Below are 11,973 nucleotides of genomic sequence, written 5' to 3'. Positions count from 1 at the left end.
CCAGCGAGGGGGTGATCTCTACCCAAACAGCACCACGCCAGCAGAGAAGAAGCACAATGACCAAACCTGACCTCCCCAAGAGTCCAAACAGACCTGACGGGGCAGCACTCGCCGCTTCCGCCGCCGCCCTGATGACTCTGCCCCAAAATGCCGCCAACTTAGTGCGTCTCCAACGCTTGGCGGCCTTGGGATCATCTGTTCGGGAGGCCCATGAAGGGTCGGTCAGTGCGCGGACACTGACTCAGATTCTACAGGAACCCGAGTTTTCAGATCCACGAATTCTCGGAATGGAGGATCCCTTTGAAGACATCTTTGTGCAGAGTATTGCATTCACGGGGGGACCGTACTTGGCATCCCCAGGCATGGGACTATATTCGACAGCAAACGTGAAGTCTCTCCTGCAAGTCATTGCCGCAACGCAGGACTTCTCAAACGAAGATCGACAATGGGCTTACGCCTACACGCGCGCCATCCTCCAATTGAGCGACCATATTTGGCGTAAGGTCGGTTTGAGGCGCGGGACGTTACCTCAATCTCGTCCAGGCGACAAAATTCACATCCCCTCTGACGCCGAACTGACTCGCCTCCGCCAGGCTGTCACGTTTACAACGGCAGAGCTCGGGGGCATATCACCATCTCTATCCGCATTTGTCGACGCACACTCACATAACCCGGGCGACCTCACACGACCCTGCAAAGAAGACATTACTGATGATCGTCTAATTCTCAGCCCCTTCCTGAAAACAAGTCAGGGATACGTCGTCGTTCTGCCAACCGAACTCTGTACGACGCTCCGATACTATCTAATGGGTATCATCGCGAAGAATTCCGGAATTCCCTCGCTTGCGGCCAACTTTGCAAGAGTTGCGGCGGGACAAATCTCGGACGAGTTTTCCGTAGATTTGAAGTTCCGTCGCGCGGGAGGCAGCAACACAACCCCCAATTGGACGGCAACAACTGCTGATGGTCTCAAAATCAATCTCGTCTCGGCGACAGACAGGCTTGAGGGCTGGAATCAGACGGAGGTCTGGCCGCAGATCTCCACAGACCAACAGATTCGCGAAGTCACCGAAATCCTCGCTGCTGAGGACGCGACGGCGGAGGCAGCCGGAACGAAACTTCTCCACATGATCGCCATCGACAGCCCCGGACGAGAAGGTTTCTGGGGAATCCCCACCGGGTCGACCTCAAACCCCGTTCTTCTCGGAAGATCTGAGGACTTGGCACTCATTATCCGTCACCAGGAGCGCAACCCAAACGCACTATATCTCTTTGGGCAGGCACTTCAGAGACGCAGCTATTCCACGCTGTCGGCTGGTATATTAGACGACTACTCGATCTACACGGAGAATCAGAATTCTTTCTACTTGAGTGACGATGGAGTACCCACCTTTGCTGTCACGCCTCCGGGTGCTGCCCTGGCGATTCGGGCTGCTGACTTCGAGTCTCACGATTTACATGTCGTTCACACGACAACCCAGCCGCGCATGCTTACATGGGTATCTCGAGCCCTCCCTTATGATGCCCCGGAAATCTATCGTACCGATCCCCGGTCGAGCTGCTTCGGATACACTGTAGAAGACGGAGACACTTGCATCTTTATCACTCTCCATGAGAGCGTCACGCCCGACACCTGGCTCCAGCTCGAGCTGCTCCAAACAACCTCCTACTGGATCTCGCAGGTAACACAATCACTCGGCGACCTATTTTATGATCTTCCATGTATAGAAATCGAAATCGAAGACGCAATAATTTGGCTGGACCCCCATCTGCCAGTCACTAGCGATCCGCCAGTGCGCGTGCGGTCCACGAGTCGGGGTAAAAGCATCTGTTTCACACGAACATTTGCACACATGCTTAGAAGTCGAGATAACGCCGCAGAACGTGAGCTGGTGGATTGCCTTTTAGGCTCTGTCTTCGGCCTGAAAGCGAGCGATAGAGTACAAGCGCTTGATCGAATTGCACCTACCGGCTCCAAACGGATGATGCATACCTTTGCGGATCAGGATGCCCTTGAGCTGAACCCTGGACTATTGCCGGAGCCCGTCTACATTCACGAGCAGGCCGAAGCGCTGGTTCTCGACGAGTTGGGGCAGTGGCTCACCAGTCCAAGCGGTGCAGCGATGTCTGCGGGCAAGGTCCAATCGGAAGAGCGGGGCGCTGTATTGAACGCCGCCGTGGAACACCTCTTCGCCAAACTCGAACACGAGATCTCTCGCTTTGACACCAAAGATCTTCTGGGTGCTCTAATCCGCGGTAATGAATCGCTGATCAGAAGATCGAAGATCGACAGTCTTTTGCTCCCCTCCCGTCTTGCCTGTTTTGGCGCAAACTCGCGCGCCGCGACTCGCCTGGTCGAAGATCGCTCCAATAGCTCCACTGCACAACGAGCCACACGCTTTGTCATCGAATACGTCGCCGCGACTCAACCGCACGGAAATGAACGGAGCGACGGTCTGTCGTATATGAGGATTCTCTCGATCGCCAGTGAGATATGTAATCGCGGCGCCACGTCGGATCTAATTCATTACGGACTTGCTGACTATTCTGTTGAGATTCTCAACTCTGGGCGATTGGGGGTTTCACGTGAAGATCCGATGAATCGGGCGATATCGGATCACAGTCATGCAATTGGCGACCGCCTCATTCGTTCTGCCTTGGGAGAACCGATCCCTAAGGTTGACAGCAGTATCGACGTGGAAGTCTTCCTAGAGGAAAATGAGGAGGCCTTTCGCGCTGAGTTTGGCTTTTCAATGCCAGAACTGGCAGTCGTCTGCGGAGAACTGCTGTCAAAAGCGGCGCCAGATCAAATGAATACGTGCGAAGTTGATGAGTTCATCCACTCGGTGATCAATGAGACGGGACTGAAGGCCGATATAGTCAGAAACGTTATCGCTCACTTATCTCTAGAGTCGCGTGATTCATTCATGTCAATCGGCAGCGACGCATTTCCTTGGCGGTTCAACCGAGACGCCTCTTATGTGCGGCGACCGCTTGTGCGTGTTGGAAATGAGATATTCTATGGCTACAGATCAATTTTGGGGGTGGGTCCATACTGGCTCGATGGTGTGCTCTCTGCTCGACTGCAGGCCAAGGCTAAGACAAAGCAGATGAAGGCGTGTATATCTAATGTACGGACACAGATTAACGCCGATTTTGCTCATGCGGTTGCCAAGGAGGCACGCGCTCAGGGTGCGGAGGTAAAGGAGAGCGTCAAGAAACTCAATGGGCAACGCATTGTTGGCCCCACTAACCAAGATCTAGGCGACGTCGATATACTCGCCTGGGACGAGCGGGCTCACGTCGCCTATGCTATAGAAGCGAAAGACTTTGAGTTGGCGCGGACCCCCAACGAACTGTCTATGGAGATGCAGAAGATCTTCTCGGGAAAGAAAGGGAAGAAGACCACCGAGCAGCTACATTATGAACGCGTTGAGTGGTTGAAAACTCACTCCGAGGACATCAGAACGGCATTCGGATGCGATTGCACCCGGCTCGATGTTCGCGTCGTGGGCGCTATCGTCACGAGTGAGACTTTAGTCACTCCGTTCATGGCCCACAGTCGTTATCCGGTCATCGCGCTTGCAGACCTCAGTCTGGACCTGCTCATACCTCCCGCACGCGCAGTGCGAAACCCCCGGGCGGCCCGCCGAGTCTCGCGCTCACAGCGGAAGCGTAGGAAGTAGCACTGAGGTTTTCTCATCAGGGCTGCCTGTAGAACATCGGCAGTGATGCTCTGGCAAGGGGTGATGGTCGACTCGGGTGGGTTCATGCGGGTCGGGTGGTGCAGGATCGGTTTCTGCCAAGACACCCATCGTCCACCAGAATCCGAGCCCGCATGCTGTCCTATCGTGCCACCCTTGACCTTCCCGAGACCATCGTGCGCCGCATCGCAGCGTGGCTGTCGGCCCACCGACGCCGACATGACCGGCGCCCATGGCAACGAGCCGCCACCTGCTGGACCCAAGCGATCCTGCTCTGCCGCTGGATGTGTGATGCGACCCCCATCCACCGCCTGGCGCGTGACCACGGCCTGTCGCAGGCCACCTGCTACCGCTACCACCCGCGAAGCTCTCGACGTGGTCGCCGGCNTGCCACCACCGCCGTCCACACCCCTGCCGGACAAGGGAAAACCACCGATGCCTGGTACTCAGGAAAACACCACCGTCACGGCGGCAACGTCCAAGTCCTCACCGACAGCTCCGGTTTTCCGATCTGGACCTCGCCAGTGTCCCCGGGCGCGACCCACGACCTCACCGCCGCCCGCCAACACGTCCTCCCCCCGCTCTACCCAGCCGCCGCACAAGGACTGAAAACGTTGACCGACAAGGGCTACCAAGGCGCCGGGATCGGCATCTGCCACCCCATCAAAGGCCACCACCTGGCACCCGACACCCTCGCCCGCAACCGACTCATCACCCAACTCCGCGCCCCAGCCGAACGAGCCAACGCCACCCTCAAACACTTCAAGGCACTCCAGAAGGTCACCCTCGACCCCTGGCGCATCACCGCCATCGTCCGCTCAGCCCTCGTGATCGCCACCCACATGCGAGGAGCCTGGTGAGAAAACCTCACTCATCAAGTGACGCATCGGCAGTGGCGAAAGGTATTCGATGCCAAGGCGGTGTGTTGATGAGATTGTGAGAACTTTCCCGGCTCTTCACAGATGAGGGTGTAGTTCGGTAGCGGGACCCTGGTGGTGACAGGGATCGAGGTCCTTGGATGATGGAAGTTCCTACACAGCCATCGCCAAAGACCTCGACATGGACAACGCTACCTTCACCACCCCTGATCTGACCACGTTTTGCTGCCTCGACGACCTCGGCCTGGCCGTCATCGGTCAGCACCTCACCGGCAAGCGCGCGGTCCTGTTGTGTCGCCCGGTCGAGCCTGATGACTGGTGCCACCGCTGCGGCTGCCACGGCCAGCCGCGTGACAGCGTGGTCCGGGACCTGGCGCATGTCTCGTTCGGTTGGCGCCCCACCATATTGCGGGTCCGGCTGCGCCGCTACCAGTGCACCGGTTGCGGGCATGTCTGGCTGCAAGACCTGTCGAGCGCGGCGCAGCCGCGTTCCTGCTTGTCACGCGGCGCACTGCGGTGGGCACTGGAAGCGCTGGTGGTCAACCACCTGTCCATGACCCGCATCGCCGCCGCGCTCGGGGTGGCGTGGAACACCGCCAACACTGCGGTCCTCGCCGAAGGACAGCGACGGCTGATCGACAAGCCCGGCCGCCTCACCGGCGTCACAGTGGTCGGCGTTGATGAGCACGTGTGGCGCCACACCCGCCGCGGCGACAAGTACGTCACCGTGGTCATCGACCTCACCCCGGTCTCCACTGGCACGTGCCCGAGCCGGTTGTTGGCGATGGTCGAAGGCCGCTCCAAACAGGCGTTCAAGACCTGGCTCGCCGAACAACCCCAGACCTGGAGAGATGGGATCCGGATCGTGGCGATGGACGGGTTCACCGGCTCCAAGACCGCCGCCGCCGAAGAACTCCCCAAAGCGGTGACGGTGATGGACCCCTTCCATGTGATCCGCCTCGCGGGAGATGCCCTCGACGTCTGCCGACGTCGGGTCCAGGTCGAACTCCATGGCAGTCGGGGGCGCAAGCACCATCCGCTCTACCAAGCACGGCGAACGCTTCATACCGGCGCTGATCTACTTACTGACAAGCAACAACGCCGATTGGATGCGTTGTTCGCTGATGATCGCCACGTTGAGGTCGAGGTCACTTGGGGTGTCTATCAGCGGATGATCTCGGCCTACCGCGCCACCAGCCGCAAGGAGGGCAAGAAGGGCATGACCCGGCTGATCGAGGCGATCGGCACCGCAGTTCCCAGCGCCCTGGTCGAGGTCTGCAAGCTCGGCCGGACCCTGGCCAAGCGCCGATATGACGTCCTGGCGTTCTTCGACCACCAAGGTTCCAGCAACGGCCCCACAGAAGCGATCAACGGCCGCCTCGAACACCTACGCGGCACCGCCCTGGGCTTCCGCAACCTCACCCACTACATCGCCAGGTCCCTGCTTGAGGCCGGCGGGTTCAGACCCGATCTACACCCTGGATTGTGAAGAGCCGCATTCCTTGCAGTCTCCCCAGGTTTCGCTCGCCTGATCGCTGCTGAATTGACCTCTTGTGAATCAAGGCGCGGCTTCGCCGCGACGCCCGGCGTACGGGCAAGCTCCGGTCCGTGTCCTCGCTACGCTGCGGGCCGGTCCTCGCTTGCCCGTACGCTGGGCGCGTGACGATCCCGGTGATGTCCCTGGTGCATTCAACTGAAGAGGGCACGCAGCAGATGCCTGCTCGCGTGTTTCTGGCCGAGCTAGCTAGGCAGGCGGAGATCGCGTCATCTGCCATGGAACGCGCTTGGCTGCGCGCTTCCGACCCGAGGACGCCCGTAGACGATTTCCAGGTGCTTGCCGATCTGCAAGCCGCGCTCTTTGCGTGCATCGTCATCTCTCGGATCCTGAAGCCCACGGGGGTGCGCGCACATAGCGGACTCACGAAGGGGGAGGCTGTGAGTCGGGCGACTCGTCGCGGGGAGGAGCTGCGGTCCTTGTTGGGGGTGAGTGAATCCTCTCCGCTCCTCAACGTCTCCACGCTGCGCGACTCGTTGGAACACTTTGATGAGCGAATTGACGCCATCTTCGCCGAGGACTGGATGTCAGTGTCTGCCTGGTGGATCGTCCACGGTCTGTCGGTCGTCGAAATCTCTGACGAACCCGGAGGACCGGGTGGACGTTCGAGGACGTTGCGCTCGTTCTTTCCGGGGGCGGGTGTCCTGTACTTCGGAAGTGATGTCCTTGATCTGTACGCTCTGGACCTTGCGCTTGTCGAACTTTGTGCAGTGGCGGTCCCTAGGGCCTCGGCGGGTTTGGACGAGGTGCTTCCTCACGGTCTGTCGGCCTACGGTGGCATGCGCTTGGTATATCCGATGACCCTGGAGGCTGTCGGTGCTCGGCGCCAGGACTGGCTCACGCGGCGGGAATCGCTGGGCCGTGGAGTCTCAAGTCCACCGCCGTTAGCTTGGCAAGAGCATCGACGTGAACCAGACGCACCCCCGGCGCACCCCGGTGGCGCAGCCTGTGCGTCTCACTGATGTCGGATTCACCGCGTGAAACGCATGAAATGGTGGCTCTGACTACCCCTTTTGCCTTCGCAATGAGAAGGTCAGGGGTTCGAATCCCCTATGCTCCACCAGATTGGATGTACTGGAACACCTGACATCGGTTGATGTGGGTGCGAGGGCGGCGAACGGCTCGTTGAGCTGGATCGCCGCTTTTTCGTCTTCGGTGATGAGGATGCGGTGGTAGAAGGCTTGGTTGGCCAGCCGTTTCCCGTGGTCGTCGGTGCGGGCATACATCTGGGCGCAGTCGGCGAGGAGTCGTAGGGCGATGGAGGTGGGGCAGGAGGTTTCCTTGTCTGAGTGGCTAATCGGTGCCTGCGCCCCGCATCTGAGCGCCCTGATGCTCGCTCACCCATAATGGTTGTGGCAGGATTGTGCGTCGCCGAGTGTCGTTGCACGCTCTGGTTCTACGGTTGGCTGGGCCTTCGGTCAGGGCCGTGGAGGCAGTGGTGATTGATTGCGCCCTGGTGGTCCGCGTGATGGTCCGGCGGGCTTGTGGTCGGACGCTTCGGAGGGACTCCGGTTGCCCACCCACCTAGAGGGCTGTCGACCAAGCGAAGGGTGGATCCCCGCCCCCCACGTTCGGGGTTTCGGGGCACCCGGGGCCAGTGGGGCCCTGGGTGGTTCATTCGCCTCCCGGGAGCTCTCCGATTAGTCCTGTGAGACTTTCGCGCGGAACTCTTGACTCCTTCAGAAGTTCGTGATTCCTTTGCTGCGCAGGGATTCAGAGGCCTCACTGGCACCCTGTCACCCGTGCCCCAGCGACTCGTATCGTCCTTCTTCGCCTGTGCGCTTCCCAGCTGCGTGTCCCCACCACCTGAAAGGGTCATGATGTTCCCGTCGCGAAGCCATAGGTTACTTGCTACCGCCCTCGTGGGCACCTTGATGCTCAGCCCGCTAGCGAGTACGCCAGCACGCGCAGACGAGCCCGGTTCCACGATCGATACCTCCGTCATCCAAGCAGCGGAGTCTGCCGTCCTCAACACCGGCCAATACCAGCCGCGAGAGTCCGTTGCGGGGGATGGCGAGACGCTGATCAGCGCAAACGGTGAAGTGTCGATCAGTGCCGAGGGCGTCTCCATGTCTCTCGGTGACGACTCCTCCCTGACCGTCGAGATCTCCGATGCCGTCGGAGACCCGAGGCTGGATGAGTCTGGCAGCGCGCTCGTCCAGTCCGAGCGAGAGGGGCTCATGCATGTCGTCGAGCCAGTGGAGGGGGATGTGGCACGAATCCTCAACGTGGCGGAACAATCCTACTCCGACAGCCCCCTACACGAGTACGCCTACAAAGTCACCCTTCCTGAGGGAATTGATGTGGTCACCCTCACGGATGGAACGCTCGCGATGGTTCGGGATGCAGAGCCAGGCCTGGGTGAGGCCGAAGCTGCGGAGGTCCTTGCAGCGACACTCCCGGAATCGGCTCTGGTCGACCAAGCAGAGCTGGCAGAGAATGAGGCTCCAGCAGAGGTGCTGGGGGACAGCAGCCCCGATGTTCCCGATGGAAAGGTGGTCGTGGGGGGCTTCCAGAAGCCTTGGGCTGTCGACGCGGCGGGTAACCCCCTGCCCACGGAGCTGACGGTCGATTCGGCGGGGGTTGTGGTGCAGCACGTCGACACGACGGGCGCCGTCTTCCCCGTCGTCTCGGACCCATTGCCGATCATCGCTATTGCTCTGGGTGCTGCCGCCCGGGCACTCGCGCCCCACGTCGCCCGAGCCTTCGTCACGCAGGCGATTCGTGTCGGCGCGTCCGCCACCACGCGCGGAGGGTTCGCTTCCTTTGCCCGCTTCAAGGCAGCCGCTGGCGCGCCGCGCGCCGGCTATCAGTGGCACCATATCGTTGAGCAGTCCACGATCGCCAAGCGGGGGTTCAACCCATACTGGATTCACAACCGCAACAACATGGTTCAGATCCCCCGGGCGGTCCACCAGAAGTGTGTGAATTCTTGGATGGCTCGCAAGGGGGTGCGGAGCTTCGGTGCGAAAGCTGCCAGCAACCAGACCATGCGCCAGTGGGTCCAGGGGCAGAGCTTCTCCACCCAGCACCGGGTCGGCGTGAACCTGCTTCGCCACTGCGGTGTCAAGATCTGAGTACCACCTCGGGTGGCCCGACCATCGCTGGGCGGGCCACCCATCACGACCGACAACATCACTCTTGGAGGGTGGACGATGAGTTTGACCGAGCCCGAGATTCCCGACATCCGCACGCCGATCCACAGCATGCTGCCGCAGGTCCTCCTCTGGATGCAGAAATCGGGAGTGGACCCTGCAGTGGCAGCGCCGGTGCTCACACCGATGCTGAGTGAGCAGTCCTTCGACCCCGGCGACGGCGAGCTTCGCGAGCTGTGGCAGGGGGGCATCGTCTCCTCGTGGTTCGGTGGCCCCGCAATCGCGGTGGGGGCTTGGCCCTCGGACAGGTCTGGTCGTCCATTGACGCATGTCGCGTCGATCTCCTTGGCCGAGGCCCGGGGGATCGTCGACGAGGAAGGTGTCGCGAGCTGGGCCGGTGTGCAGGTTCCTCCGGCGAAGGTGTTCCCCCTGCTCCCCACGACCGGATCGCTCGAGGTCTTCCATGACCTGACGACCTGGGGTTTCGAGCCAGGCGATGCCGAACTCAACGGCTGGCTGGTGCGCTGGGTGGATGACCCCACGTCGCACGAGCTCGTCGAGGGTGGCGAGCCGCCGGAGCCGGTGTGCCAGCAAGTTATGGCTTTGCCGGGATTCTCGCTTCGTTCGTGGGAGGACGTGGCAGCCGTCGCGCCCGGCACGGATGCAGAGCGCTACCTCGACGCCTATGAGCAGTGGCAGCTCGACTGGTTGGTGCAACGTTTCCAGCGTGCGCCGCAGCACCCCGTCCCCACGTCACACGTGGGTGGCCACCCGTCGCACGGGAAGGCGGTAGCAGATGAGATCCTCGCCCTCGGGCTCCCGTTGGCCGAGGATGACGAGCACCTGCTGGTCGTCGAGATCGAGTCTTGGACGTCGCTGGCCGGATGGTTCGGCGACGCCGGCTCGTTGGAGGTCTGGATGCGACGATCCGACCTGGAAGCCGGCGCCTTCGACCGGGCGTGGTGCCTCGTCCGCACCGACTGAGGACGCCGGTGGGTCGATCCTTGGGTGCTGCTCCCACCAACGGATCACCCGCCCTCACCGTCGCAGCCCCAGCACGACCACGAGACTTGATCTCGGCCTGAGCCATGCTGACCACCCCATCCCGCCCGACCCACCATCGATGCCTCTGCAAGGGAAGGGCGACAAGATCACGTGCACCACAGGGATGAGAGTGATGTCACGCACCTCCACGAGTCGTGAGAACTTTCCCTACTGACTCATGGCGCCTTCGGCGCACGTGACCGGAGGCAGCGGGGCCCCGCGGCAGGGCCCCGCGCTCCGGTCGCTTCGCTCCCTGCGCGCACCCCATCGCACCCCACCACCACCGGTCACGTAGAAGAAGGGGACGCCCTGAGCCGTCAGGTCCAGGGCGTCCCCTTTGCTTGCAAGCTGCGGCAGCATGTGTCGGTGGGGCTTGACCCCGGGTTGTGGACACGTGGAATCCAGCATGGGCTGGAGGAAGCGAGATGATCATCACCATGGCCCAGAAGTTCTACTCGATGGAGTTTCGTCAGCAGGCCGTTGACTTGTACGAGACCACGCCCGGTGCGACGTTGAAGCAGATCGCTGGGGAGTTGGGCGTCTCCCGCGGGACCCTGTCGTTGTGGGTCAAGGACTTGGTCAACGGTGTCCGCACCAACGACGGACCGACCCCAGCCACGCCCCCTTCCGGTGAGTCACCAGTAGCGAGGATTGCCCGGCTGGAGGCCGAGAATGCCCGGTTGCGGGCGGACAAGGCCCGGGTGGAGACCGAGCGCGACATCCTGGGCAAGGCGGCCCATTATTTCGCCGGGGAGACGAGCTGGCCAACCGCTTCTGGTTCGTCGCCGACCACCAGACCACCTATCAGGTGAAGCGGTTGTGCCAGGTGTTGGAGCTGTCCCGCTCGGCGTTCTATGCCTGGCAGAAAGCCGGCCCGGCCCGCCGGCAGCGCGCCGAGGCCGACGCTGTCCTGGCTGCACGGATCTGCGCCGTGCAGGACCCGAAAGCTGGTGGGGACCCGGCCTACGGGGCGCCGCGGGTGACCGTCGAACTGAACGACGGCGCCGCCCGCGAGGATCGTGTCAACCACAAGCGCGTCGCCAGGGTGATGCGTGCCCACCAGCTGGCGGGGATCCGGCTGCGTCGCAGGGTTCGCACCACTGTCCCGGAACCGGCCGATGAGAAGTTCGGTGACCTGCTGCAGCGGGACTTCACCGCAGAGAAGCCGAACCAGCGTTACGTCGGTGACATCACCTACCTGCCACTGGCTGGTGGCGGGAACCTGTACCTGGCGACGGTGATCGACTGCTACTCCCGCACGCTGGCCGGTTGGGCGGTCGCGGACCACATGCGCACCGAACTGGTCGAAGACGCGCTGAAAGCCGCCCATGCCGAGCGGGGCAGTCTCCGGGGTGCGATCTTTCACAGTGACCATGGGTCGGTCTACACGTCGAAGGCCTACGCCAAACTCTGCAAGGGTCTCGGGATGACCCAGTCGATGGGGGCCGTGGGGACGAGCTCCGACAACAGTCTGGCCGAGTCGTTCAACGCCACCCTCCAACGCGAACTCCTCGCCGGGCAGACCACGTTCGCTGGGCCGCAGTTGTGTCGCCGTCAGGTCTTTCGCTGGGTCACCCGCTACAACACTCGCCGCCGCCATTCCTGGTGCGGCTACCTGTCCCCGAACACCTATGAGGCCTGCCGGGCCGCTACGCTGCCAACCGCAGCGTAATCAACCACCACCGTGTCCACGATCC

At 61.7% G+C, this 11,973-nt stretch carries 8 protein-coding genes; 7 read left to right on the top strand and 1 reads right to left on the bottom strand.

Features of this window, described 5'->3' with window-relative positions; translation table 11 throughout:
• The first annotated feature begins 56 nt into the window (after positions 1 to 56).
• The 4 genes from ACYVKA_RS03935 (at position 57) to ACYVKA_RS03920 (ending at position 7,099) form a co-directional block, all read left to right on the top strand.
• The gene (locus ACYVKA_RS03935; protein WP_460703127.1) at positions 57 to 3,686 is read left to right on the top strand and encodes a hypothetical protein; all 3,630 of its coding nucleotides are present in this window, start codon (positions 57 to 59) and stop codon (positions 3,684 to 3,686) included.
• A 152-nt stretch (positions 3,687 to 3,838) separates the two neighbouring features.
• Complete coding sequence (locus ACYVKA_RS03930) at positions 3,839 to 4,564, top strand: transposase family protein (RefSeq protein ID WP_460703125.1); 726 nt, start codon at positions 3,839 to 3,841, stop codon at positions 4,562 to 4,564.
• Between the two features lie 199 nt (positions 4,565 to 4,763).
• The gene (locus ACYVKA_RS03925; RefSeq protein WP_460703209.1) at positions 4,764 to 6,071 is read left to right on the top strand and encodes an ISL3 family transposase; all 1,308 of its coding nucleotides are present in this window, start codon (positions 4,764 to 4,766) and stop codon (positions 6,069 to 6,071) included.
• Between the two features lie 170 nt (positions 6,072 to 6,241).
• Positions 6,242 to 7,099 (top strand): hypothetical protein, encoded by an 858-nt coding sequence (locus tag ACYVKA_RS03920; protein ID WP_460703123.1) that lies wholly within the window; start codon positions 6,242 to 6,244, stop codon positions 7,097 to 7,099.
• Between the two features lie 42 nt (positions 7,100 to 7,141).
• Here the strand turns inward: ACYVKA_RS03920 and ACYVKA_RS03915 are convergent, their stop codons facing one another.
• Positions 7,142 to 7,363, bottom strand: coding sequence for a hypothetical protein (locus tag ACYVKA_RS03915; protein WP_460703121.1), 222 nt, complete (start codon positions 7,361 to 7,363; stop codon positions 7,142 to 7,144).
• 843 nt (positions 7,364 to 8,206) lie between these two features.
• Here ACYVKA_RS03915 and ACYVKA_RS03910 point away from each other — a divergent pair.
• The 3 genes from ACYVKA_RS03910 to ACYVKA_RS03900 all read left to right on the top strand — a co-directional run bounded on the left by ACYVKA_RS03910 (position 8,207) and on the right by ACYVKA_RS03900 (position 11,948).
• Positions 8,207 to 9,214 carry a hypothetical protein gene (locus ACYVKA_RS03910; protein WP_460703119.1) on the top strand — a complete coding sequence of 336 codons (1,008 nt, stop codon included), beginning with the start codon at positions 8,207 to 8,209 and terminating at the stop codon, positions 9,212 to 9,214.
• 78 nt (positions 9,215 to 9,292) lie between these two features.
• Positions 9,293 to 10,216, top strand: a complete 924-nt coding sequence (locus ACYVKA_RS03905) for a DUF1963 domain-containing protein (RefSeq protein ID WP_460703116.1) — start codon at positions 9,293 to 9,295, stop codon at positions 10,214 to 10,216.
• Positions 10,217 to 10,713: 497 nt separating this feature from the next.
• A protein-coding gene (locus tag ACYVKA_RS03900; protein WP_460703207.1) for an IS3 family transposase occupies positions 10,714 to 11,948 on the top strand; the annotation gives its coding sequence in 2 pieces (ribosomal slippage) (positions 10,714 to 11,023 and positions 11,023 to 11,948; 1,236 coding nt in all).
• The last annotated feature ends 25 nt before the right edge of the window (positions 11,949 to 11,973 follow it).

It is taken from the genome of Luteococcus sediminum (genome assembly GCF_054783495.1).
This window is presented reverse-complemented; position numbering and strand designations above follow the sequence as displayed.

What these genes read in the sequence shown, in the direction of transcription:
- ACYVKA_RS03935 (WP_460703127.1), top strand. Translation starts at nt 57, where the DNA reads ATGACCAAACCTGACCTCCCCAAGAGTCCAAACAGACCTGACGGGGCA.
- ACYVKA_RS03925 (WP_460703209.1), top strand. Translation starts at nt 4,764, where the DNA reads ATGGACAACGCTACCTTCACCACCCCTGATCTGACCACGTTTTGCTGC.
- ACYVKA_RS03915 (WP_460703121.1), bottom strand. Translation starts at nt 7,363, where the DNA reads ATGTATGCCCGCACCGACGACCACGGGAAACGGCTGGCCAACCAAGCC.
- ACYVKA_RS03910 (WP_460703119.1), top strand. Translation starts at nt 8,207, where the DNA reads ATGTCTCTCGGTGACGACTCCTCCCTGACCGTCGAGATCTCCGATGCC.
- ACYVKA_RS03905 (WP_460703116.1), top strand. Translation starts at nt 9,293, where the DNA reads ATGAGTTTGACCGAGCCCGAGATTCCCGACATCCGCACGCCGATCCAC.